This window comes from Paenibacillus sp. J31P13, assembly GCF_056269295.1.
In genome coordinates this window covers 725,170-749,635 of the sequence record NZ_JBWDNR010000003.1, presented here as the reverse complement: position 1 = coordinate 749,635, position 24,466 = coordinate 725,170, and the positions used below count along the sequence as shown (strand labels likewise).

At 45.1% G+C, this 24,466-nt stretch carries 19 protein-coding genes; 4 read left to right on the top strand and 15 right to left on the bottom strand.

Going from position 1 to position 24,466, the window contains the following annotated elements; genetic code table 11:
• Window positions 1–24 precede the first annotated feature (24 nt).
• From AC0YOD_RS14085 to AC0YOD_RS14070, 4 genes are all read right to left on the bottom strand, one after another.
• The gene (locus AC0YOD_RS14085) at window positions 25–1,728 is read right to left on the bottom strand and encodes an alpha-amylase family glycosyl hydrolase (protein WP_475799926.1); all 1,704 of its coding nucleotides are present in this window, start codon (window positions 1,726–1,728) and stop codon (window positions 25–27) included.
• 4 nt (window positions 1,729–1,732) lie between these two features.
• Window positions 1,733–2,581: a sugar ABC transporter permease gene (locus AC0YOD_RS14080; protein WP_475799925.1), complete on the bottom strand. Its 849-nt coding sequence runs from the start codon at window positions 2,579–2,581 to the stop codon at window positions 1,733–1,735.
• On the bottom strand, window positions 2,578–3,891 hold the full coding sequence (locus AC0YOD_RS14075) for a carbohydrate ABC transporter permease (RefSeq protein WP_475799924.1): 1,314 nt from the start codon (window positions 3,889–3,891) through the stop codon (window positions 2,578–2,580). Before AC0YOD_RS14075 ends, AC0YOD_RS14080 begins: the two co-directional genes overlap by 4 nt.
• Before the next feature lie 132 nt (window positions 3,892–4,023).
• Window positions 4,024–5,337 (bottom strand): sugar ABC transporter substrate-binding protein, encoded by a 1,314-nt coding sequence (locus tag AC0YOD_RS14070; RefSeq protein WP_475799923.1) that lies wholly within the window; start codon window positions 5,335–5,337, stop codon window positions 4,024–4,026.
• 503 nt (window positions 5,338–5,840) lie between these two features.
• Here AC0YOD_RS14070 and AC0YOD_RS14065 point away from each other — a divergent pair.
• The 3 genes from AC0YOD_RS14065 (at window position 5,841) to AC0YOD_RS14055 (ending at window position 9,740) form a co-directional block, all read left to right on the top strand.
• A complete protein-coding gene (locus AC0YOD_RS14065; protein ID WP_475799922.1) occupies window positions 5,841–6,872 on the top strand; it encodes a LacI family DNA-binding transcriptional regulator in 1,032 nt (343 codons plus the stop codon).
• 4 nt (window positions 6,873–6,876) lie between these two features.
• On the top strand, window positions 6,877–8,859 hold the full coding sequence (locus tag AC0YOD_RS14060; protein WP_475799921.1) for a glycoside hydrolase family 15 protein: 1,983 nt from the start codon (window positions 6,877–6,879) through the stop codon (window positions 8,857–8,859).
• Between the two features lie 440 nt (window positions 8,860–9,299).
• Entirely contained in the window at window positions 9,300–9,740 is a 441-nt protein-coding gene (locus AC0YOD_RS14055; protein WP_475799920.1) for a Dps family protein, read from the top strand.
• Window positions 9,741–9,984: 244 nt separating this feature from the next.
• Here the strand turns inward: AC0YOD_RS14055 and AC0YOD_RS14050 are convergent, their stop codons facing one another.
• The 11 genes from AC0YOD_RS14050 to AC0YOD_RS14000 form a co-directional block, all read right to left on the bottom strand.
• Window positions 9,985–10,137 (bottom strand): hypothetical protein, encoded by a 153-nt coding sequence (locus tag AC0YOD_RS14050; RefSeq protein WP_475799919.1) that lies wholly within the window; start codon window positions 10,135–10,137, stop codon window positions 9,985–9,987.
• Between the two features lie 508 nt (window positions 10,138–10,645).
• Complete coding sequence (locus tag AC0YOD_RS14045) at window positions 10,646–13,411, bottom strand: ABC transporter permease (RefSeq protein WP_475799918.1); 2,766 nt, start codon at window positions 13,409–13,411, stop codon at window positions 10,646–10,648.
• Complete coding sequence (locus tag AC0YOD_RS14040) at window positions 13,408–14,091, bottom strand: ABC transporter ATP-binding protein (protein ID WP_475799917.1); 684 nt, start codon at window positions 14,089–14,091, stop codon at window positions 13,408–13,410. Before AC0YOD_RS14040 ends, AC0YOD_RS14045 begins: the two co-directional genes overlap by 4 nt.
• Window positions 14,092–14,195: 104 nt before the next feature.
• The gene (locus AC0YOD_RS14035; RefSeq protein WP_475799916.1) at window positions 14,196–15,530 is read right to left on the bottom strand and encodes a sensor histidine kinase; all 1,335 of its coding nucleotides are present in this window, start codon (window positions 15,528–15,530) and stop codon (window positions 14,196–14,198) included.
• A gap of 8 nt (window positions 15,531–15,538) precedes the next feature.
• Window positions 15,539–16,240: a winged helix-turn-helix domain-containing protein gene (locus AC0YOD_RS14030; RefSeq protein WP_475799915.1), complete on the bottom strand. Its 702-nt coding sequence runs from the start codon at window positions 16,238–16,240 to the stop codon at window positions 15,539–15,541.
• A gap of 108 nt (window positions 16,241–16,348) precedes the next feature.
• A complete protein-coding gene (locus AC0YOD_RS14025) occupies window positions 16,349–16,981 on the bottom strand; it encodes a fumarylacetoacetate hydrolase family protein (RefSeq protein ID WP_475799914.1) in 633 nt (210 codons plus the stop codon).
• 72 nt (window positions 16,982–17,053) lie between these two features.
• On the bottom strand, window positions 17,054–18,988 hold the full coding sequence (locus AC0YOD_RS14020; RefSeq protein ID WP_475799913.1) for an ABC-F family ATP-binding cassette domain-containing protein: 1,935 nt from the start codon (window positions 18,986–18,988) through the stop codon (window positions 17,054–17,056).
• A 128-nt stretch (window positions 18,989–19,116) separates the two neighbouring features.
• Window positions 19,117–20,502, bottom strand: coding sequence for a class II fumarate hydratase (fumC, locus tag AC0YOD_RS14015; protein ID WP_475799912.1), 1,386 nt, complete (start codon window positions 20,500–20,502; stop codon window positions 19,117–19,119).
• Between the two features lie 228 nt (window positions 20,503–20,730).
• A complete protein-coding gene (locus AC0YOD_RS14010; RefSeq protein ID WP_475799911.1) occupies window positions 20,731–20,874 on the bottom strand; it encodes a hypothetical protein in 144 nt (47 codons plus the stop codon).
• Window positions 20,875–20,986: 112 nt separating this feature from the next.
• Entirely contained in the window at window positions 20,987–21,655 is a 669-nt protein-coding gene (locus AC0YOD_RS14005; protein ID WP_475799910.1) for a bifunctional 2-keto-4-hydroxyglutarate aldolase/2-keto-3-deoxy-6-phosphogluconate aldolase, read from the bottom strand.
• A gap of 96 nt (window positions 21,656–21,751) precedes the next feature.
• A complete protein-coding gene (locus tag AC0YOD_RS14000; RefSeq protein ID WP_475799909.1) occupies window positions 21,752–22,063 on the bottom strand; it encodes a Dabb family protein in 312 nt (103 codons plus the stop codon).
• Window positions 22,064–22,375: 312 nt separating this feature from the next.
• On the opposite strand from AC0YOD_RS14000, the gene AC0YOD_RS13995 reads away from it, so the two are divergent.
• On the top strand, window positions 22,376–24,448 hold the full coding sequence (locus AC0YOD_RS13995; RefSeq protein ID WP_475799908.1) for an acyltransferase family protein: 2,073 nt from the start codon (window positions 22,376–22,378) through the stop codon (window positions 24,446–24,448).
• Window positions 24,449–24,466 lie beyond the last annotated feature (18 nt).

Genomic DNA, 24,466 nt, shown 5'->3' with positions numbered 1-24,466 from the left:
TTTGGACGATCCCCTCTTTGCAAGCTATTTTAAAATAACAGTACTATAGGCCGGCAGCGTTAGCTTGCTTCCTTCCAGTGAGCTATCAGTACTGGTTGAATGTATAAGCTTACTAAACTCTCCGTAAGTCTCTGATTTCTTTAGGTCTGTCGACTGCTGATCACCAGATAGATTATGCACCACGAGTACACGTTCCTTCTGCGTAACACGAATGTAGACACTGAGCTTAGACTCAGCGGGCTCCAGCTGAAATTCAGCTATCCCTCCATCTCGCAGTGCAGGCTCTTCATTCCGCCATTTAATTAGCTCACGGTAGTGGTTCAGCATAGAATGCTCATCTGCCGACTGCGCTTCAACCGATACTGCACCAGCCGTTGCATTATGACGTGAAGGCTCCCAAGACGTTTGGCCTTCCCCGCCTGCAGGATTGCTGTACCAGAGCATTGGCTCACGGATGAATTCATCCGGTTTAGCTCCTTGCATCCCCAGCTCCTCTCCATAATAGATATATGGCGTCCCTGGAATCGTAAGCAGCATCGCCGCTGCCATCTTAGCATGCGACTCATTGCCAGTCAGTGCTGTCATCACCCGGTTCTGATCATGATTGCTCAGAAAAGGAGCATCAACAAAGGTGCCGTTTGATGATTTCTCATATACCCCGTATGCGCGCCCGAGCGAGAAGGCAAAATCAGCATCTCGCTCACCGCTTGCCGCACCAAGGATACGGCTAGCTAAATCGAAATCAAAGGCGGAATCAAATGCCTTGTCAAAATAGGGAGCAATAACAGCCAACGAATCCCAAACCTCACCGATCAAATAGACATCCGGCTTCACTGTTACCATGCCTGCACGAAATTCCTGCCACCATGCTTTATTTTTCGCTTGGGTATCTGCTGTCTTCTCAGTTGAGGCGAAATCACCATAAATATGCTTGGCAGCATCGAGACGGAAGCCATCTAAACCCAGCTCCAGCCAATACTGACCGATCGCAATCATTTCCCCGCGAACCTTCGGTTCATCGAAATTAAAGTCAGGCATTCCTTCCCAGAAAACCCCCAAGTATTTCGAGTTTCCATTAGCATGCCAAGGATTACCTCCTGTTGCACCGTCCGCTTTCACATTCTCGTCAGCGTTCACGATCGTATACCAGTTTCGGTAAGGACTATTTTCGTCGGATATCGCAGCTTTAAACCACGGATGTTCTGTGCTGGAATGGTTAACGACAAGATCCATAATCACTTTAATATCTCGCTTATGCGCTTCAGCAAGCAATCTCTTCAAATCATCAAGCGTGCCATATTCTGCATTTACATGATAATAGTCTGTCGTGTCGTAGCCATGGTAGCTCGGTGAGCTATTAATGGGCATTAGCCAAATGCCGCCAATACCAAGCTCCTTCAAATAATCGAGCTTTGCGGTTACGCCATTCAAATCGCCAATTCCATCTCCATTCGTATCATAGAAGGAGCGGACAAAAATCTCATAAAATACGGTGCCTGGTTGTTCATCAACAGCGTAGGCTGCACCCGAGGGTGCTGCAATAGGATCACTCTCGTTTTTGTTGATTTCAACCGTATTCTGAGGCTCTTTATTCGAATCCTTTTCCTCATTCGCGTTGCCCGTACAGCCTGCAATCAGCATGAGTGCGGTAAGCAAAAGAGCCGCGGCAAGCCGCGACCCTCTTCTCTTTTGTACAACTATCCTTGTTAATCGCTTAGCCTTGTTCATGGCCTCACCCTTTGGATGCGCCGGACATAAGTCCTTGCACAAGAAATTTTTGCAGGAAAACAAACAGAATGGTTATTGGAATGGTAATCATGACAGCCCCAGCAGCGAACATCGTGAAGTTACTGTTCTGGTAGGAGCTTACGAGATCCCACATACCGACCGCAAGTGTCCAATTTTCTTTGGAACGAAGTACAAGTCTTGCAAAGATAAAGTCAACCCACGCTCCAGTGAAGGTTGTCAGTGCTACGTAGATGAGAATTGGCCTGCCTAGCGGAATCATAATGCGTGTGAAAATTTGCATATGATTGGCTCCATCGATTCGTGCCGATTCATCGAGGCTGCGTGGAATGGTATCAAAAAAACCTTTGATAACGAATCCGTTAAACAATACAGATCCCGCGGAATACACAATGATGATTGCAGCATGCGTATCTAGTAAGTTTAATTGCAGCAAGAAGATGTAGACTGGAATCAAGCTCATGAAGCCCGGGAACATACCGAGCACTAACAGCCATGAGAGTATCGTTTGACGCCCTTTGAAGCGGAAACGAGATAGGGCATACATACATAACGTAGATAGAAGCGTTGAGATAATCATCGTAAAGAAGGCTATCTTCAATGTATTCACGTACCATCTTCCGAACATGAATACTTTTGAATCAAATAATTCTTTATAATGCAGCAACGTAAATGTCTTTGGAATAAAATCTGCACTATAAAGACTAGTACCCGGCCTAAAGGAAGATAGCAAAACCCATAGTGCAGGATAGATACAGCATATCGCTAATATAACGAGTATGATGTAGCTGAACGTCAAACGCAGAAAGCTCGATTTCCGACCCCCGTTACTCATTGGATCATGTCCTCCTCTTTGAACGACTTCGTGCGGCGGTAATTGAAGATAGAGAAAGATGCGATCAGGATAAAGATGATAATACCGATTGCTGAAGCCATATTAAACTGGCTATTATTTAACGTTAATTTGTACAACCACGTGACAAGCAAATCCGTGCTGCCTGCATATTGATAGTCACCGTTAAGCGGTTCACCATTCGTGAGCAAGAATATAAGGTTAAAGTTATTGATATTTCCTGCAAATTGCGTAATTAGAATCGGTGCAGTTGCGAATAAAACAAATGGCAATGTAACGATCCGGAATTTTTGATAAGCGGAAGCACCATCAACATCAGCTGCTTCATATAGATCTTTTGGAATAGCGGTAAGTACCCCTAGAATGAGTACCATTGACACCGGAATACCGACCCACATATTCACGATAATTGCTGTGATCTTCGCCATCGTTGGATCCGTAAGCCACGGAAGCTTCCCTAATCCAAAATAGGATAAGTATTCATTGATCGGTCCAAATTGGCCATTAAATAGGTTTCGCATAATGAGCAATGAAATAAGCTGTGGGATCGCATATGGCAAAATGAATATCGTTCTCCACAGTTTTTTGAAGCGAACATCCTTCTGTTCAATGAGCAGCGCTACGAGTATCCCGCCAAAATAACAGGTTACTGTTGCTGCGATAGCCCAAATGATGGTCCATGTAAATACACCAAAAAATGTGCGGCTCCATGTTTTTAACGTCAATAAATCTAGAAAGGTTTGGAAACCGACCCAGTCGACGAGCTTGGCTGGCGGAATATGTTGAGGCATCGAGTAATTCGTAAATGAGAGCAATACCATGAAAATAATTGGCATAACGGTAAGAAACAAAACGCCCATAGCCGGAATAAATAGAAGCAAATAAGGAAATTTATTATTTCCGATATGTTTTAACGTTTCCTTAAACGTAGCAGACGATTGACCATTGTCTCTTATTTCTCCCGTACGATACGCGTCGCGGATATTCATCACATAAAAAACGATAACAACGGCCAATAAAAGTATAGTAATTAATCCATCGATCAATAAAAATATGGAGTGATCGCCCATTACAGTCTGATAAAGCTTGCCTACCTTCACCATCTTCGTAGGCTCTTCCCCTAGCGTAATAATTCCCCAAATGGCATGTGCCAAATTCGGTATGAAATATCCAAGCGATACCGCTTCAATGCAAATCAGAATGAGACCTTTAATATATTGCCGATTATAAAGCTGCCCCAGTCCCATGAACAGAACAGACAAAACGGCCGCGGTGTTTCGACGATGATTCATACCGCTTGGCTCCCTTCCATGGTCTTCACCCGCCAAAGTTCATTCGGCGGGTGATCCATCGTTCATCATGTATTAATCAATCCTAGATCCTAGATAATCATTGCGATTGCGTAATTGAGAATAATCTCTTTATTACTTCGTGCTACCAGCATTTTTATCTTTAACTTGCTGTGCAGCGTTGTCTAGTGCTGTTTTTACATCTGCGTTTTTGTTCCAGATATCTGCAAGTGCTGCAGCAGCTGGATCCCATACGTTAGACATTTCAGGAATCGAAGGCATAGCTACTGAATTAACAAATTGTGCAGCGAAGCCGCTTGAGATTTCATCCGCTTTGAATGCTGGATCTTCCATAGCTTCTTTGTTAGCAGGGATAGCGCCAGTTGCTGCGAAATCTTTTAGCTGGCTATCTTTGGAAGATAGGAATGATGCGAACAATTTAGAAGCATTCGGGTATTTCGTGAACGCATTTACATACCAGCCTTTAACGCCTGACAATGAAATTGGTGCTTTGCCGTTAATAGTTGGAAGCGGCGCTACGCCAAAGTTAATGTTAAGATTTTTGAAATCGCCGACTTTCCAAGGGCCAGTAATGGTCATGGCAAGCGATTTGTCAGCAAATTTACCTTGGATAATATCAGCCGATGCATCACCAGAATTAACAGGCAGAATGCTTTTCAGTGATTGGAAGTATTTCAAGCCTTCTACAGCGCCATCATTGTTCAGACCAAGATCCGCTGGGTTCTCACCGTTATCACCGAAAATATAACCGCCAGTTGCGGAGAAGAAGATGTAATTGAAGTAGAAGTTAGACGGTTCCCACATCAATGTGTATTTGTTTTTTGCCGTGTCGTTAAACGTTTTAGCTAGCTCGATAATTTCATCGAAAGTAGCTGGAGGCGTTGGAACAAGATCCTTATTGTAGAACAAGCCGTAAGTTTCAACGGAACGCGGGTAACCATAAAGGATACCGCCTGAAGTAACAGCGTTTACAGCTGCTTCCACATTATCGTTTTTCGTTTGCTCTTCGTAAAAGTCATTCGGCATTACTAGACCTGCCGTAATAGCTTTACCAAGGTTATCATGCGGGAAGGTTACAACGTCTGCACCGATCATTGCAGGACCGTCTGTTACCAAGCGACCAACTTGGTCAGGCGATTCAACTTCTTCAATTTTTACAGGAATGTTGTATTTAGCTGTAAATTCTTTCGCAAGCTCTTCAAGAACTGCACGTTGGTTTTTACTGTCCCATACAAGCAATGTTGCGCCTTCTTCTGGAACGATTTCACCAGTATCTTCAACTACAGGCTCTTCAGTAGGTGCATTTGTTGTTGTATTAGATGGAGCATTTGTTGCATTACCAGTTTTATTTCCTCCGTTATTTGTACCACCACATGCTGAGATAACAAACAAGGCAACGATTAATGACATTACAAACCACTTTTTCATGCTAAAAGATCCCCTCCATAATGTGTATTAGATATCTCATTTGAATAAAAACGCATTTACAATTCCTGAAGTTCGTTCTCCTACGAGTTGTTCGATTACCTTATACAAGGCTATTGCTCTTCGCTTTTCATGAAGCATAATCGAAGTTCAATCATGCTCATTTAAGGAGCGCAAACGTTTGTACAAGTTACGAAGGAGAATGTCATGAATTCGGTTTATTTCCCGTTTCACGTTTGGATCCGATGATGTGATTGTAGTGGAAGCGCTCTATTCGTGTTTTCATCATACAACAGCGATATCAGTTTGTTAAAACGTTTGCACAGTTCAAAATATTGGGAAAAGAAAGCGTTATCTTCATTTTCCGTCGTTTCTCTCTCTCTGGATCAGTTTTTTATCATTTGTGCAAAGCATTCTAAAGATATATATTTACAATTAGACAATTAGTTGCACTGGTATGATGCATAAATGCACAAGGAATTACGCGAGGGAGGCTCAATATATATATGGTCACTATTAAAGATATTGCAAAAGCCGCTGGAGTGTCTCCATCTACGGTTTCCAGGGTAGTTTCCAATCACCCTCGAATTAGCAAAGCTACGACCTTAAAGGTAAAAAGAATAATGGAGGAAATGGGCTACCATCCAAATATGATGGCAAAAAGCCTTGTCTCCAAAACAACTCAAACGCTCGCTATTATGCTGCCCCGTCCTGCTGAGGAGTTATTTCAGGACTTTTTCTTCGGAGAGTTGCTTCGCGGCATTTTGACACAATCCACTCGTGCGGGCTACGATATGCTCCTAACAGCAGCAACCTCACCTAGCGATGAGTCAGAGACGGTATCAAGACTCGTATTTGGACGTCGTGTAGACGGCATTATATTGTTATCATCCCGCGTTAATGACCCCTTAATTGAACTGCTGAACAAGCATAATTTCCCTACAGTATTAATTGGACGTACAGATGAAGGTCATCCTAATATATTGTCCGTTGATAACGATAATGAACAAGCAGCCTATGATGCAACACAGCACTTGATTATTCAAGGTCATGAAAGGATCGGCTTTGTTAGCGGACCTCCTTCACTAACGGTTTCCTATGACCGTATTCGAGGCTATCGCAAGGCTATGAATGATGCAGGCTTGACGATGCGCAACGAATGGATAGTAGAGGGTGAGCTCCTGCAGCAAAGCGGCTATCGCGCAATGTCTTTTATGATGAGTCTGCCTGAGCGGCCAACTGGTTTAGTCGTCATTGACGATGTAGTTGGCTTTGGCGTATTGCGCGGCTTAACGGAGCTTGGTTATAAGGTTCCCGACGATCTTAGCCTCGTGAGCTTCAATAATATTGCGCTGTCTGAGCTTGCGACTCCCCCTATCAGCTCCATTGATATCGGGACCTATCAGCTTGGCTACACCGCTTCACAAATGCTTATAAAACTTATTCAAGAAGATAGCGTGCATCAGACCCGCATGATTATTCCTCATCGGTTGATCGTTCGTGAATCTTCTATACAAGCTATTTCCAAGAGGAGCTGACGGAATGTCGAACAAAAAACCCTTTTTAGTGGACGCTATCATAGGTAACTCCAGATTTCTAGCCTCACTCGGCCGTACCGGAAAAATGTATCGCATGTGGTGGCCTAATATTGATATGCCTCAGCATGTTGATGCTATTCGTACAGGTATACAATTTGAAAACTCAGTCTTATCATGGTTTGATGAGGCTGGGGAATGGTCGCATGAAGCGGCCTACGTCCCAAAAACGAATACTTTAAGCATAAAGGCTGCTTCCCAGCAGTCCTCTATCGCTATTGAAAGCTTACACTTAGCCGTTCCCGGTCAAGATATTCTATTGCGTGAATATACATTCACCAATGTAAGCGATCAGCCTGCTTCCTTCTCTTTTGTACTGCATTCCTCTTTGCTTGTAAGCGAGAATAAGCTTTACAATACAGTCTTGTTCAATGAAGCTGACGATGCATTGGTTCACTTCCGCCATAAGTACTATTTTGCTGTCTCAAGCGCAAACGTATGCACTGGTTTTCATGCAGGATTAAGCTGGGATGCTGTTCAGAGCGGTGAGCTTTACGGAAACGTCATTGATATGAAGCCAGACAGCGCAATGAAATGGAAGATTAATGAGCTGGCAGCCGGTGAATCTGTAACGATTCCCGTATACATTACTGCTGGGTACAATGAAGAAAGCGTACTGCAAGAAATGCGGACTGCTAAGAGCAAGACAAGTGCGGAATGGATTATACAAACATCAGCTTATTGGAGTGAATATCTAGCTGCGGCAACGCCTTGTCCAATTGATGATCCTATTATTTCAGATCTATATGAGCGTTCTCTTCTCATGTTCAAGCTCATGTCTGATGAGGAAACAGGCAGCATCATCGCTGCGCCTGAGTTCGATGAAAACTTCTCACGCTGCGGAGGATATTCCTTCTGCTGGGGCCGAGATGCGGCATTCATTACGACAGCGCTTGATAAAGCAGGACTTAACGCTCTCTCCGACCGTTTTTATGCTTGGACACTATCAGCTCAATCCCCCGACGGCTCTTGGCAGCAGCGCCATTATCATGATGGCAGCCTAGCACCTTCATGGGGTCTTCAAATTGATGAAGGCTCATCGATTATATGGGGAATGTGGCAGCATTACTTAGAGAACAAGGACAGCCAATTCGCTGATCAAGTATGGCCTGCTGTAGAGAAAGGCGCTTCCTTCCTCATGAGCTTCATCGATGAAGAAAGCGGACTTCCTAAGCCAAGCATCGATTTATGGGAGGAACGGCAAGCTTCGCATACGTATTCTTCCGCAGCTGTATACGGCGGCTTGACAGCTGCCGCAAACTTCGCAGAGCTTGCTGGAAAGACGGCATTAGCGAAGCAATGGAATGCAGCGGCTGAGAGAATATCTTTCGCCTTAGTAGAGCATTGCTGGAATGAGGAAAGCGGCAGCTTCTATCGCGGTCTTAACATATCCGTTTATGCCGATAAATATGAACGTGACACGGCTGCAGGAGCTGAAGGCTTTATAACTCAAACTAGCAAAGGCTACAACAAATATATACTAAGGCATGACCCAATCATCGATGTCAGCTTGCTTGGAATAGCCGTTCCGTTCGGAGCTGTGCCAGCCGAGCACGAGTATATGCTTCGCACTGCTGATACAGTGGAAGCTGCGCTAACGGTGCCTGGAGTAGGCGGGATTTTACGCTATGAGGATGATAACTATATCGGCGGAAATCCTTGGATTCTCACCACGCTATGGCTTGCGCACTATCGCATTCAGACCGGCAGCATTAATGAAGCTAAGCAGTTGCTTCAATGGGCGCTTGATCATCGCACAGAGTTGGGCTTGCTTCCTGAGCAGATCGACAAACATACCGGAGAAACAGCATGGGTTGTTCCGCTTACCTGGTCACATGCCATGTTTATCTTAACGATTTTCATGCTGGCAGAGGCAGAGAAAACGGAAATTCCTCGAGATGCACAAGATGCACAAACCATTAAAAGCTAACGTTCACTCCTTTCTTTTTCTATATAAGTGTTTACTGTACAATCTTTATAAGTGTGTATTTTACAACCACTGATTCTCTTTATAAATCGCATTAATATTTACACAGAAAGCTTATGAACATAAACCAACAGTTAATGGGTGATTCCCTGGCTGTTGGTTTTTTATGTTCCCATTTGTTTTGTTCTCGTCCCTTTTGGGTAAAAGAATAGAAGAAGCCAATGAAGCAAATTGGTATATCGTATAGTTTGTAATCTTGGTACTCGGATTTGGAGCTGAGATTTTTGCGAGGCAGTACGGTATGTGACTTGACAATCAACTCTTTATTTGTAATAATTATAAATAAGGAATTAGTCTAAAGTTGAATATTAGGAGAAATCCTAATCATCTTGTATTCACTCCCTGCTTATAGCACAGACTATCATCAGAAAGGATGATTATGAATGACTACTGTACCCCAACATTTAAACAAACAAATTGCGAACTGGAGCGTATTGTACATTAAGCTTCACAACTACCATTGGTACGTGAAGGGCTCCCAATTTTTCACACTACATGTGAAATTCCAAGAATTTTATGAAGAAGCCGCTCTTCATGTCGACGAGCTGGCAGAGCGTTTACTTGCCTTGAAAGGTAAACCTGTCGCAACGATGAAAGAGTTCCTGTCCAGTTCAAGCATTAAAGAAGCAACTGGCAAGGAAGATGCAGAGAAAATGGTTGATCAGCTCATTGCTGACTTCACTACTCTCATCGGCGAACTTAAGGAAGGTATGGAAGACGCAGAGAAATCTGGCGATGAAACAACCGCTGATATGCTTCTCGCTATTCATACCACGCTTGAGAAACATGTATGGATGCTGAGCGCATTTAACAACGTAAAATAACAATTGAAGTAAGAGTTACTAGTGACTCTGATTTGGCAATACCGTCGTAAAATTTGAAACAGCAGCTCATTCCTCCTATGAGGGTGAGCTGCTGTTTCCTCTTCTTTTGTGAAACATCCCTAACGTCACACATAATTTTGACAAGTCGTCTACCTACACGGTAGCTGTATCCATAAAACATAAACTTAAATCCAAACCTGTACCTATTCCTATTTCTAAACCTAAACCTATATCTACGCATACATCAACCTGTTCGCTTACCTTTACCCATGCTCACTTGTCCAACAAGCCCGCTAATTCCACCAAACCCATATTTGCACCTATATACACCTACACCACCCTTACCTGTACACTTACCTTTACCTTTACCTTTACCTTTACCTTTACCCTTACTCACTTGTCCAACAAAGTTCACGAATTCCACTACACCCATAGTGTACAAGCTACTTAAAGAAACGTTAGTTTTAACATTTGAAACTAATTATAAATCTTAGCAAGATATTGGTGTGTTAGCTGCATAATTTGAAATTATTATGCCCTTTTGAGCATCATACTAGCTCAGTTACTTAAGTTAGTTTCAAGTTCTGATACTAGGCAAGATTTGGTTGGTTCATAGAGTGAATTAGTTTCATACAGTAATCTTAAATCCTGTTCTTGAAACCTACTTCTTGAAATCTAATTCTAAAATCTAAAACAGCACGTTAGTGTCACACAGTGATCTTAAATCTTGTTTTTGAAACCTAATTCTGAAATCTAATTCTAAAATCTAAAACAGCACGTCCGTATATGAGTCCACACATGTGAGCATAGAAGATTACCAATAGTTAAAGAGTTGTTCACTGACGAATCAGCCTAGCATGGCATAGGCGAAGGATACCCTACTCATTTCATAGGCAGAAGATACCCTACTCATTCCCCATACGAAGCGCATCCGCCGCTTTAAGCTTTAAAGCAGCCCGGGACGGGGCTATATTAATGAGCAAGGATGTGACTAATAAGCCTGCAATAATCGGAACTAGTATCTCTAATGGGTAGTTGACCGTTAGCGGTTCCTCATAGACTCTTAGGTCTTCCTTCATAAATTCCACAAATATACGCGCGCCAGACGAGCCAACACCCCATCCTACCAACAAGCCCAATGCGCTTATAATGAAGCCCTCGATGAAAAACATCCAAAATATGTGCTTGCCAGGCAACCCAATACAGCGCATCATCGCCACTTGCTTGCTTCGCTCGCGTACCGCCCTAAACTGAATAACTGCAAGTCCCATCAAACCAATACAAGCTGAAATAACAGTAAATCCTATAAACCCATTTCCGATCTGCTTGTTCATTAGCTGCGCAGCCGTTTGTTTCAGATAAGGCACTTGAAAAGTAAGCACGCCATGTATCGCTAATCTTTCTTCTAGCGCTAGCGACAGCTTAGTATCTTTATAATCAAAACGAAATAGTGTAAAACCTAGCGCCGTATGATGAGGCCATTTGAAGCCATATGGCCGAAGTTCCTCTACAACCTTTTCATTCAAAAACATTCCGCCGTAAAAATCATTTACGTTCGTCGCACCCGTTGATATAAAGCCTGCGATAATAAAAGATTTTTCTGCAATCGCCTTCACTGGATCATCCTCTTCACGAGTAAGCATTTTCCCCTCATATATGGGCAGCGTTATCTTATCGCCAGCCTTCAGCAGCTGTATTTCATCTTGAAACAACGGGTCATCCATCATGTAAAAATGCGGCAAAATAATATAAGTCGGATCATCCAGCACTTTCTGCCAGGCAGCCTCGTCGCTGTTGAACTCAGATGATCTAGCGAGCAGCTCCAAGCCGCCATGCTTCACAATTTCCGTTGTAACTGGAATAGCTGCCTGTGCGATTCCACGTTCTCTCACTTTTAGCATAAAAGGCTCCACACTCATGGTCCCCGTCACATGCTCTTTAATAAAAGAATCATTCGCAACAGCCTTCTCTATCTTCGCTTTTTCTTCCACTGATTGATAGGTAGCATAGCCGCCAAAGCCCATAACCGTTTGAGTGGTTCTGTCCACACTCCCCATAGCAAGTATCAATTGCATCAGACAAGTCATAAACGTAATGACCAGCATAACAAGTGCGAATAAAAGTGCTATTGTATACGTTCTGCCCGTGTGCCTGCGAGGATATTTAACGGCAAGCATGACAGAAATGGAAGGCAGTCCAATAAAGCGAAGCATCTTCTGCATTGGCTTATCGATATGTCCCAAAACTTTTAACGCAATAAACAACACGGTAAAGCATGTGATCAGCCATGTTATACCAATGAGCAGCATATTACTGCTGTTCATTTCCGGAGCATCAATAAATGCAAAGTAAAAATGAATACATGCAGACGATATCCCTACGGCAAAAACCATCCAAAAGAGAAAGCTCTTTTTCTTTACAATCTGCACCGCACCGCCATCATCCGATGTGCCACGCAACGCTTCGACAATTTGAAATTTGCTTGCTCGACGTGCGGCAATGAAAGAGATCATAACCAGAAAGAATAAAATAATTAAAAATACAGCAGCTATGCTTCCTAATGATACATAAGGATTAATCGGTATTGTATTACCTGACATCCGCGACAGCTCTTCAGAATAGGTCCCATAGAGCACATCGACAAGAACATAGCCGCCAATGATCCCAATTAACGTGCCAAGCAATGCACTCAACAAGGAAAGAAGAAAAGCTTCAACGAGAAATATGGCTGATACTTTTCCTTTCGAAAATCCGATAGCCCGCAGAATGCCATACATCGATTGCCTCGACTCACCAATCATAACCAGCACCTGCCGCATAAACAGCATACTGGATGCTATCGCAACGAGACTGATCATACCGATGATAATGACAAAGTTCATTTGCTCAAGCTTGTTCTTCGCATCCATTTTCAAATAATTCACTTGAAATGGAAGCTCAGACAGTACAAACATCCCGTACAAATCTACCGCTGTTTCCGTCGAACCAACGAGAATCGCTTCATAGCTATCTCCCTGTTGATGAGACATTTCTCGAACCGTACGTTCACTTCCGATAACTGAACCTATGTACGTATTATTTTCTAAGTATCCTGTCAGTCCGCGTTGCTCAACTACATCGCGTATACGGAAAAGCTTAGCACCATCATCTGTTGGTATAGTTACGGTGTCACCAATACTAACCCCTAAAATGCCAGCTATTTGGCGGTTAATAATGAGCTCATCATCAGCCAAACCACCCTTCCAAAGCTCGGCTCCCTTCGGATCGAAATCAGCTGCATCCTCCAGCGAAAAGCCGATCAGCAAGATGTTGGTCAATGCTGCTTGATCCAGACCGCCCTTGGCATCTGAAATCAACGCAGCTTCTGTCTTTACATATGGTAAGATAGTATAGTTTCTATTCACAGAGCCTGTATAATCTTTCAGAATCGCAATTTCATCAGGAGAGAAGCCTTTTGTATCCAGATTTTCAGGCGTAATTTTCCAATTAATAGGCCCCAAATGCATCTCGATCCATTCTGCTCCGCTGTGCTTCACCGATTCATAGTTGACCACGCTTATAGCAATCAGCATGGCTCCTATCGCTCCTGCAATAATCGTAAGCATCGTCTGCTTCCATTGCTTCTTTAAATGACCAAATGCCATCCGCCATACTAAGCTGGAATTAATCATAGCAGTACGCCTCCGCCTTGCATGACACGACCGTTTTGCATGCGAATCGTACGTGAGGTTCGACTCGCTATTCTAGGATCATGCGTGACAATCACGACCGTAGTGCCATGATGGCGATTCAGCATCTCCAGCATACCGATGATTTGCTCCGCCGTATCGGTATCTAAAGCTCCTGTAGGCTCATCCGCCCATATGATATCCGGCTTCCCGGCAATCGCCCTGGCAATTGCAACACGCTGGTTTTGACCGCCGGAAAGCTTGGAAGGATAGCTTTCCGCTTTCTCTGCAAGCCCCACCTCTTTCAATGCCTCAAGCGCTCTCGTTCGCGCTTTATTGGCAGACATGCCTGATGCGATGAGAGGCAGCGCCGTATTTTCCCAAGCGTTCAGCACCGGTACCAGATGATAAGATTGAAATACAAAGCCCATTCTAGCAAGACGCAGCTTTGCAATCTGCTTATCATTCCACAGATGAATCGGCGCGTCTCCAATCCATACTTCTCCGCTGTCACTGGATTCGATCCCAGCTAATATGTGCAATAAAGTTGTTTTGCCACAGCCGGATGGCCCCGTAATCGAAACCATCTCCCCTTTCAAAATAGTGAGCTCAATATCCCGAATTGCCTTTACAGTTGCCTCGCCAACGCCATATGACTTCGTTAACCCTCTTACTTTAATCATCTAACTTCACCTCTTGTTCCATTGAATGCCCTAACTTTAGCAAACCGATATGCATTCTTGATGGAGCAAATATGCAGAACCTGTGCAGATTACTATTCATAAGCCTATTCAACCATAATTGGTAATCCCAGTGTAAAAGCAGCCCCTTCTCCAAACCGACTGCTTACCGTTAGCGATCCCTTATGGGCAATGGCGAATTGCTTGGCTATCGCGAGACCTAAACCTAATCCCGCACCTCTTTTCCTAGCATCAACATATGATTTACCGCGGTAGAACCGATCAAATACGAAGGCCAGCTCTTCCTCTTCAATTCCCCACCCGTCGTCTCCTATTGTCACACGGGCTTGTCCCTCAGCTAAGATAACTTCAATACGTAATTCATTACGAGCATGCCCAATCGCATTGCCTATGAGATTAATAATAATTTGCCTGATTCGAGTCTCATCCCCATAAATCCGTACATCATCCTTCAATGCCAGATTCGTCTTGATTATCCTATCCTCCGTACCAACGACGAGCGTCTCCGTAACAGCAGCAACCAGCTCTGTTAATGAAAACCAAGCCTTATTGAGCGGCAAGTGGTCGGATTCCGCGAGCGACAATTCTTGAAGATCTCGAACAAGTTTCGTCAAACGAAGGGTCTCGTCATGAAGGGATACGATTTTCGCCAGAGGAAGCGGCTGTCCGTCCCCTATGGCATTATCCAGCTGTGTGCGCATAATCGCGATCGGTGTACGCAGCTCATGCGCGATATCTGCAACCATCGTTCTCCTCACCGTTTCCAGTCTTTCAACTCTCAAAACGAGCTCATCAACAGCCTGTAACGCTGTGTTAAACTCGCCGCTGTAGCTGTTGCTGCTGCTGATTGGGACAGTTGAAATTGGAGCTTTTTCAGAGCTTTTATGCGCAAGCCTCTCCCATATAGCCTTTCCAGCAGCCCGCTCCATTCGTTCCTTATATCGCTTCGATCCCCTTAATCGCCACAGTCCCACGGCGTAAACAAGGCAAGCTAGAATGACCGGTACACCAAAGATCATATAGCTCATGAACGGGTGTTTGGAGAGGGTTGTCTCGGTGTAGCCCACAACAGCTCCATTTGTCAGCACGGAAATTTTTCTGCCCCGCTGTTCGCTCTGCTGCTGGGGGTTCGATGCCGCGACATTCCTTTCCCCATCGCTGCTATAAATGTTTATCGAGAGTGACTTATTCCGCGCTGCCATGTATCGATCCGCCTTAAGCTTGGCATCTAAACCCTCCCAACTGCCTTTCATTTCATAATATAATTTGGCATACCCATTCCAAAACAGCTCCGCCGACGCTTGTTCTTTTCTAAAGGAGCTTTGTGCGAGACCAAGCGCGCATGACCATGCGATAAGAAAAGCTAAACCCGTTATCACGAGCAGCTTCAAATGAGCCCCATACCTCTTTATCTCTTTCATGTCCTAGACTACACTCCCTCTGCGAAGCGATAGCCTACACCATAGACCGTCTGAATAAGAGATCGTTCTTCCTCAAAGTTCTCCAGCTTACGCCGCAAATTACGAATATGAGAATCAAGCGTTCGCTCATAGCCGAGAAAGCCATCGCCTAATGCCTCATCCATTAAATGCGTGCGCGTAAACACTCTGCCCGGGTTCGACGCAAGCTTCCATAGCAGCAAAAACTCGGTACGAGTCAGCTCAAGCTTCTGTCCATCCAGCATCGCCAAAAAACGAGCCTGATCCAGTAAAAGCGGTCCTCTTCGAATCACTAACTCATTCAAAACTTGTTCCGCAGGGTCATCCGACTTGCCTGCTCTGCGCATAACTGCTTTAATTCGCGCACTTAGCTCCCGCAAACCAAACGGCTTCGTCAAATAATCATCTGCGCCAAGCTCAAGTGCCAGCACCTTATCGAATTCATCACCCTTAGCCGTTACCATAATAAACGGCAGCTTCCACCGCTTCTCGTTCAGCTTACATATATCTATTCCGCTAGCTCCGCCAGGCAGCATCCAATCGACCAATAGTAAATCAGGACGTACTTTAGCAATAAGAAGCTCCGCTTCACTTAATGTTGAAGCGCCGTACACTTCTACCGATTCCTTACGTAAAAAATCCGAGCATTCCAAAAGCAGCTGTTGTTCGTCCTCTATCCATACGATTCTCACAATCTACTCACTCTCCCATGAGCAAATTGTGACACAAAAAAACAGTTCTTCCAAGTGTACGGAAGAACTGTTCATAAAAAAGATTCTATTACAAGATAGATTAGATGCTTAAGCAAGCTTTACGCTGCAGCTGCCGATAGGCGTTCCTGCCCATACGGCTTGCAACTGGTCACCATCATGAAGCGCAGCTACACCCGCTGGTGTTCCGGTATAAATAATGTCGCCGACGTCTAGACCGTAATGCTGGCCAACATACTCAACGAGCTGAGAGACATTAAACAGCATGTCAGCAGCAAGCCCCCGCTGAGCTTCCTCGTCGTTGCGAAGCAGTACAAACTCATTCTCTGCAAGCGCAGCTGCTCCCGGATAAGGAAGCCAATTGCTGAGCGGTGCGGAGTTCTTGAAGCCTTTGGCAGCAAGCCATGGCTGGCCCTTTGCCTTCAGCTTAGATTGTACATCGCGAAGCGTCAAGTCAAGCCCAAGTGCCATCGCATCGATACATTGCTCCGTATCCATCCCCGGCTCGTAAGCTTTCCCAATCCGCAAGACGATCTCCAGCTCAAAATGCACCTCGCCCACATTGCCCGGAAGCGCAATAGCTTGACCATTCATCGGAATGACCGCATGCGAAGGCTTCGTAAATACGAGCGGCTCCTCAGGAACTTCATTGCCCAGCTCCAGCGCGTGAAGCTTGTAGTTGCGTCCGATGCAATAAATATTGCGAATATCCGTTGTACTCATTTATGTTGCAGCTCCTCTCAAAATTAGCGAGCCCTATCAAGCTCGTGCACTTTTATCAAAAAAGGCTTCTCTTTACTTCTGAGCAGCAATTTTTTCTGCCAGTTCGTTAAGCTCCGCCCAGCGGTCCATCAGCGCTTCAAGCTTCGCTTCAAGTTCGCCCTGCTCCAGCATCAGCTCTTGCAAGCGTGCGGAATCATTGCTTGCCGCCTCCATGCTTGCCGCGACCCCGTTCAGCTTTGCTTCCATTGCTGAAATCTTATCGTCAATTTCCTCGTATTCCTTCTGTTCCTTGTAGGACATTTTGAGCACGGGCTCTTTCACTGCTGGTTTAGCAGCTGGCGCAGCTGCGACATTTGTTGAAGCTGTGCTTGATTTTGCCGAAGAAGCAGCTGCTGAAGCAAGTTTGCCTTGTTTTTCAACATAAGCCTGATAGTCCGTATAGTTGCCGGTGTGGTGAGTAATTCGGCCATCTCCCTCAAATGCGACAATCTTATCGACTGTGCGATCCAGGAAATAGCGATCATGAGATACAACGAACACAACGCCTGGGAAATCATCTAAATAATCTTCAAGAACCGTCAATGTGGAAATATCGAGATCATTCGTCGGCTCATCAAGCAGCAGCACGTTAGGCGCATTCATGAGCACGCGCAGCAGCTGCAATCGACGTTTCTCTCCTCCAGATAGCTTTGCGATCGGCGTCCACTGCATCGTTGGCGAGAACAAGAAACGCTCCAGCATTTGTCCAGCCGATATAAGTGATCCATCTGCTGTTTTCACCTGCTCCGCATCTTCACGGATGTATTCGATGACACGCATCGTTTGATCCATCTCTTCATGCTCCTGTGAGAACCAGCCTAGCTTTACCGTAGCTCCTAGATCCACTGTTCCCTCATCCGGTATCAATTTTCCAGCAATGAGTTTCATTAACGTCGATTTTCCGCTGCCGTTGCGGCCAACGATACCGACGCGATCCTCCGGCACACCGATATAATTAAAATCACGGATAAGCGTTCGATCGCCATAGCGCTTCGTAACGCCTTCCATCTCTACAATTTTTTTGCCGAGTCTGGTAGAAGCAACTGACACTTCCAATTTACCGCCCGCTTGCTTAGGAGCATCTGCCTTCAATGCTTCAAAACGATCGATACGCGCCTTCTGTTTCGTCGTTCTTGCTTTTGCTCCTTTGCGAATCCATGCGAGTTCATTTCGAAGCAAGCTTTGACGCTTCGACTCTGTAGACGACTCTCGTTCTTCCCGCTCCAGCTTCAGCTCTAGAAAGCGGCTGTAATTGGCTTGATAGAAATGAGCTTGGCCTTTATCAAGCTCGATTACCCGATTACTTACACGATCAAGGAAATAGCGATCATGCGTAATCATGAGCAATGCTCCTCTGCGCTTCTGAAGCATACCCTCCAGCCAAGCAACAGAGTCGTTATCGATATGGTTGGTAGGCTCATCCAAGATAAGCACATCTGATGGAAGCAGCAGCGCAGCTGCCATAGCAACCCGTTTGCGTTGACCGCCAGAGAGTGTCTCTACCTTTGCTTCATAGTCATAAATGCCGAGCTTGGTTAGCGCCATTTTAGCGTCGCTCTCGAGCTGCCATGCATCAAATTCTGACATCAGCTCGTTTGCCTTCATCAGCTTATCTTGAACCGCTAGATCATTAGGGTTCAATTCAATAGCTTCCATTGCAGACGTATATGCACGTACCGCGCGAGCCTGCGGGGAATCGCCGCCGAGCACATGCTCCAGCGTTGTTTCATTAGGAGCAAAGGTAGGGTCCTGAGCAAGCATCCGAACCGTGACGCGATTACCGATTGAAACCTTGCCGGAATCAGCAGGCTCCAGCCCTGCAATTACCTTCAGAAACGTTGACTTTCCTGTACCGTTCACGCCAATGATGCCGACCTTGTCGCCATCCTCCACGCCAAAGGTTACATTTTCGAACAATACTTTCTCGCCATAGCTTTTTGTTATATTTTCAACCGATAATAAATGCATGAGTCAAACCTACTTTTTTGGATGATATAGTCTTTATCACAATCACTCGTATCATACCACAAATAAAGGGGCCAGCGCTTTGTCTTCATCAGACGGGCGCCAGCCCCTACTCTTTTGCAACTGATTTATTAGCGTTTGCCGATCATATTCTCAGGACGAACAAACTCATCGAATTGCTCTGAAGTTAGCAAGCCGCTCGCAATAGCCGACTCCTTCAGTGTAAGTCCTTTTTTGTGAGCATTCTTCGCAATCGCTGCTGCGTTCTCATATCCGATATGAGGATTAAGAGCTGTAACCAGCATAAGTGATTGATCCAAATTACGTTTGATTGCCACTTCGTTCGGCTCGATGCCGATCGCGCAATTGTCGTTGAATGAAATCATGCCATCAGCCATCAAAGCTACTGATTGCAGGAAGTTATAAATAATTACCGGTTTGAACACGTTAAGCTCAAAGTTACCTTGGCTTGCCGCCATCGAAATCGCTGTATCATTTCCGATAACCTGACATACTGCCATCGTCAAAGCTTCGCTTTGTGTTGGATTTACTTTACCTGGCATAATGGAGCTGCCCGGCTCGTTCTCTGGAATAGAAATTTCGCCGATTCCACAACGCGGGCCGCTTGCCAGCCATCTTACGTCATTGGCAATTTTCATCAAATCAGCAGCAAGTGCCTTTACAGCGCCATGCGTATATACGATTTGATCATGGCTTGTAAGCGAGTGGAATTTATTCGCTGCCGTTACAAAGCTTTTGCCTGTAAGAGCCGTTACTTCCTCCGCAACCGCAACTGCGAAATCAGGATGTGCATTAAGACCTGTTCCTACAGCTGTACCGCCAAGTGCAAGATCACGCATCGTATCTACGCTTTGTACAAGCATCGCGCGTGTTCTGTCCAGCATGGAGTACCAGCCGCTAATCTCTTGACCAAGCGTAATAGGTGTAGCATCCTGAAGATGCGTACGGCCAATTTTCACAAGGTCATTGAACTTCTCTGCTTTCGCGCGAAGTGTGCCGTTCAGCAGATCAATCGCCGGAAGCAAACGATCTTCAAGCGCAATAACGCCTGCGATATGCATAGCTGCAGGGAAAGTGTCATTCGAGCTTTGTGAACGATTCACGTCGTCATTCGGGTGAATGCGTACTTCGCTGCCGCGTTCTGCAAGCAATGTATTGGAACGATTAGCGATAACCTCATTCACGTTCATATTTGTTTGTGTGCCGCTGCCTGTTTGCCATACGACAAGCGGGAAGTGCTCGTCCCATTTGCCACCTACGATCTCGTCTACCACTTCACCGATAATAGCTGATTTTGCCGCATCCAAAACGCCTAGCTTCGCGTTTGCTTGAGCAGATGCTTTCTTGATATAAGCCATAGCATAGACGACTTCAATCGGCATACGCTCTCCGCTAATTTTAAAGTTTTGCAAGCTTCGTTGTGTTTGTGCACCCCATAGCTTATCTGCAGGAACCTGAATTTCACCCATTGTATCCTTCTCAATACGATAATCCATTAAATGAACGACTCCTTTAATCAATTAATTAGTACTCTAACATCCTGTTTCTGTTATAACGCTAATTCCGCCCAGAATCAAGCGAATGAAGCCTAAAACTATAATTAGAGACGGTCAGTTGTGACATTTATACGCGATTGGGACGTTGCAGCGTCCCTTCCATTTCTTCCACTTCTATAAATACAGCTCGTTCTAAGGGCTGGTTATTCGGCGTATGTTTCGCAAGCATTAGCTTCCCTTGCAAGGAATGAAACAGCATGCATCCCACACATTAGCGTCAGTCATGCCGTACAAATAATAGACATTTTCCCGTTCATTCACGAGTATATATGGATCACGAATACGAATCTGATCTCGATTAAATAGCGGCATGTACCTTATTTTCCCCTAAGAACAATTTATAAAAGTGGTTGATCGAAACCGTTAACAGCCTCATATAAAAATACCCCGATAGAGTTTGCGCTCTATCAGGGTATGGAATGAATTAAAGTCCTTTTGCTTCGCGATATGCTGCGATGTATGCCGCCGCTTTCTTCTCAATTAGTGAGAAGTCGCCAGTCTTAACGGCATCCTTCGTTAGATCGGAACCAATACCGACCGCTACCGCGCCCGCTTTGATCCAATCCTTCAGATTATCGAGCGACACTCCGCCAGTAGGCATAACATTCGCCTGAGGCAACGGTCCTTTAATAGAAGGAATAACGCTAGGTGAGTATAGATTGCCTGGGAAAAGCTTCACGATATCAACGCCCAGTTCAAGCGCGCTTTGAATCTCATGAATCGTCATCGTTCCCGGCATAACCGGAATGGAATAACGGTTGCATAGCTTTATCGTATCAGGGTTAAGCGCTGGAGCAACCACGTATTCTGCTCCTGCCAATATAGCAGCGCGGGCCGTTTCCGGATCGAGCACCGTGCCTACACCAATGATTGCATAGTTATCCGCATCAGGCGCTGCGGAGCTTGAATATTCCTTCGACAGCTGTTCAATTGCACGAAGCGCGAACGGCACCGTCATCGTAATTTCTATCGCCTTAATTCCGCCCTTAATCGCATGGCGAGCCATGTCTGCTACTTCCTCTGCGGAGTCCGCGCGCAATACCGCCACAACGCCCGCATCCGCTAGCTGCTGCAACACTCTAAGCTTTTTCATCTGCTAGTCCCTCTTCCCATTTCGTTCATATTTGTTCGAAAATGTTCTATCTATACCGTATTATATGATGATTATATTAAATCTTCAATGCTTCTCTTATTTTGCATAATCGATTTCTAGAAACTTCTCGACTTCCTTCTCCCAACGCTCACTGACGAACTGAACATGAAGCGGATGCACATTATAAGCTTCGTAATCGGCTCCATTCGCAAACTCCATAGCGAAGCCGTAGCTAAAATCATTTTTAACACTTACTTGCTTATATACATGAAAGTTCGTTACAGTAGGAATGGAAGAAAGAATGCGCTTACCATCTTCCAAAAACAAACGCTCCGCCTCTGAATCCCTCTCATGCTTCAAGCTGAAAATAACGGAATGCAAGATCCACTCTTTGGATTGCTCTGACATGTTTATCGCTCCCTTTTCTCATCCATCTGGAAACCTAGCAGCATGAATGATCCATAATAGTAGTCGCTCGTTTAAAATACCATATAAAAGCGTCGTTGTAACCCATTTGATACCGATTTGTAACCCGTCTGTTACGACTTTTCATCGTTTCAAGCCCTATAATTAGTTATACAACGATTTAACATCCAGAGGGGCTGAACATCATTTTTACCATCGGTATTATTTTCAACAATCATCGCTTATCTCACTTTCTTCGTCAAACCCGCCTTGCAGCGAATCTCCCTGTCTCTTTAAGTCTAGGAGGATGTCACCATGCCTAAGCCGATCAAAAGCAGCAGTCGTTACATGCCGGGACTAGATGGTCTACGAGCCATTGCCGTTCTTGCTGTTATCGCCTATCATCTAAACCTTGACTGGGTTCCAGGCGGGTTGCTTGGTGTTACCATGTTCTTTGTTCTCTCTGGGTATCTCATCACAGACATTTTGCTAAAGCAGCTTGGTCAAAATAAACAATTGGATCTAAAAACTTTTTTCATACGGCGCGCTAGACGATTGCTTCCCGCGATGTTTACCATGATCGCACTCGTTTCCATATGGCTATGGATTAGTGATGCGGGGAGACTCCTTACACTAAAAGGAGATATCGGCTCAGCCTTACTATACATAAGCAACTGGTGGCTCATTTTTCATAAGGTTTCCTATTTCGAGAGCTTCGGCCCTCCCTCCCCGTTTGGCCATTTATGGTCTCTGGCGGTAGAGGAGCAGTTCTATCTCTTATGGCCTTTGCTGCTTGCACTCATCGTACGGTTTGTTCCAAAACGTGGTAAACTCGCCTTGTTGACACTTGCAGCAGCAGCCCTATCCGCCGCTGCAATGGCGGTGCTGTATCAGCCCGGGGCTGATCCCAGCCGAATCTACTATGGCACAGATACAAGAGCCTTCGCTCTTCTAATCGGTGCAGCGCTTGCTATCGTATGGCCCAGCTGGAAGCTGTCTGAGGCACTATCCACTCGAAGCCGTTTCACTTTAGATGCGATCGGAACTATTGGTTTAGCAATCATTTTGGTTATGATAAACCGGACGGGTGAATACAGCTCATTTCTTTATCAAGGCGGTATGGTATTGCTCGCCGTCGCTACCGCTATTGTAGTCGCTGCTCTGGCACATCCTGCAAGCAGACTCTCTCGGATCATCGGAAGTAAAGTTCTTACCTGGATTGGTGTTCGATCCTATGGCATATACTTGTATCATTATCCGATTATCGTATTAACGACACCAACAGCTGAGATTGGCGAATTCCAACCAGTACGAGTCATCATTCAAATAGCTTTAACCTTTATTTTAGCTGAACTGTCTTGGCGATTTGTGGAGGAGCCAATCCGCCATGGTAAGCTGGATAAGGCAGCGGGCATGATTAAACGGCTATTCATTCAACAAATGCGTAAACCTAAAATGGTAAAAAATATAGCTTATCTCGCAGCTATGGTTCTTATCTTTTCCGTCATGTTCTTCGTGAACGGCGAAAATTTACAGTCTGCTAATAGAGACGATAATGACATCACTGCCGTAGCACCTGGTCCTTCCAATGAAACCGTCGCTCCGCCCCAGGATGAGACGCAAGGAACGACTGGGCAAGAAGGCGATGGGGGCGACAAGCAACCCATAGATAACGAGCAGGAGAAGCCTCCTGCACCAACAGAACAGCCGAATAAAGCGGATCCGCCCTCCGATCAAGACTCCAAAAAACCGGATGATTTATCGACAGATCAATCGAAAAATCCAGATTCTGAGGAAACGGTCACCCCGCCACCTGCAACAGAAGAACCTGTGAAGGATAAACCAGTGACCACTGTACCGCCGCAGGAGGAAGTGACGCCTACGCCAACTCCTACATCGAAGCCTTCGACGCCAATCGTTCAAGGCGGCATCAGTGTAATCGGCGACTCAGTCATTCTGAACGTAGCGCCTTATTTGGAGGAAGCACTTCCGGGGATCATCGTTGACGGCAAAGTAGGTAGACAGCTATCGCAAGCCATCGAAGTTATTGAAGAAATGAAAAAGAATAATAAGCTTGGCGGTACGGTTATTCTTCAGCTTGGAACAAACGGAGCATTCACAACCAAACAGATGGATAAACTGCTCACCGCTATCAGTACAGAGCGACATATTATCTTGGTCAACGCCCGTGTTCCTCGCAAATGGCAGGATACCGTAAATAAAATGCTGGCAGAAACAGCTGCTAATGAAGAAAATGTTACATTAGTTGATTGGTATACGAAAAGCAAAGGAAAAGAAGATTTCTTCAATCATGACGGCGTCCACTTGAAGACAACTGGAGCGAAGTATTATGCTGATATGCTCATGGAAGCGATCAATAAGAGTTAAAAGAAAAGACAGCGATTA

Excerpts from the sequence above, each read along its gene's own strand:
- AC0YOD_RS14085 (WP_475799926.1), bottom strand. The coding sequence starts at position 1,728 with ATGAACAAGGCTAAGCGATTAACAAGGATAGTTGTACAAAAGAGAAGA.
- AC0YOD_RS14080 (WP_475799925.1), bottom strand. The coding sequence starts at position 2,581 with ATGAGTAACGGGGGTCGGAAATCGAGCTTTCTGCGTTTGACGTTCAGC.
- AC0YOD_RS14075 (WP_475799924.1), bottom strand. The coding sequence starts at position 3,891 with ATGAATCATCGTCGAAACACCGCGGCCGTTTTGTCTGTTCTGTTCATG.
- AC0YOD_RS14070 (WP_475799923.1), bottom strand. The coding sequence starts at position 5,337 with ATGAAAAAGTGGTTTGTAATGTCATTAATCGTTGCCTTGTTTGTTATC.
- AC0YOD_RS14065 (WP_475799922.1), top strand. The coding sequence starts at position 5,841 with ATGGTCACTATTAAAGATATTGCAAAAGCCGCTGGAGTGTCTCCATCT.
- AC0YOD_RS14060 (WP_475799921.1), top strand. The coding sequence starts at position 6,877 with ATGTCGAACAAAAAACCCTTTTTAGTGGACGCTATCATAGGTAACTCC.
- AC0YOD_RS14055 (WP_475799920.1), top strand. The coding sequence starts at position 9,300 with ATGACTACTGTACCCCAACATTTAAACAAACAAATTGCGAACTGGAGC.
- AC0YOD_RS14045 (WP_475799918.1), bottom strand. The coding sequence starts at position 13,411 with ATGATTAATTCCAGCTTAGTATGGCGGATGGCATTTGGTCATTTAAAG.
- AC0YOD_RS14040 (WP_475799917.1), bottom strand. The coding sequence starts at position 14,091 with ATGATTAAAGTAAGAGGGTTAACGAAGTCATATGGCGTTGGCGAGGCA.
- AC0YOD_RS14035 (WP_475799916.1), bottom strand. The coding sequence starts at position 15,530 with ATGAAAGAGATAAAGAGGTATGGGGCTCATTTGAAGCTGCTCGTGATA.
- AC0YOD_RS14025 (WP_475799914.1), bottom strand. The coding sequence starts at position 16,981 with ATGAGTACAACGGATATTCGCAATATTTATTGCATCGGACGCAACTAC.
- AC0YOD_RS14020 (WP_475799913.1), bottom strand. The coding sequence starts at position 18,988 with ATGCATTTATTATCGGTTGAAAATATAACAAAAAGCTATGGCGAGAAA.
- fumC (WP_475799912.1), bottom strand. The coding sequence starts at position 20,502 with ATGGATTATCGTATTGAGAAGGATACAATGGGTGAAATTCAGGTTCCT.
- AC0YOD_RS14010 (WP_475799911.1), bottom strand. The coding sequence starts at position 20,874 with ATGCCGCTATTTAATCGAGATCAGATTCGTATTCGTGATCCATATATA.
- AC0YOD_RS14005 (WP_475799910.1), bottom strand. The coding sequence starts at position 21,655 with ATGAAAAAGCTTAGAGTGTTGCAGCAGCTAGCGGATGCGGGCGTTGTG.
- AC0YOD_RS14000 (WP_475799909.1), bottom strand. The coding sequence starts at position 22,063 with ATGTCAGAGCAATCCAAAGAGTGGATCTTGCATTCCGTTATTTTCAGC.
- AC0YOD_RS13995 (WP_475799908.1), top strand. The coding sequence starts at position 22,376 with ATGCCTAAGCCGATCAAAAGCAGCAGTCGTTACATGCCGGGACTAGAT.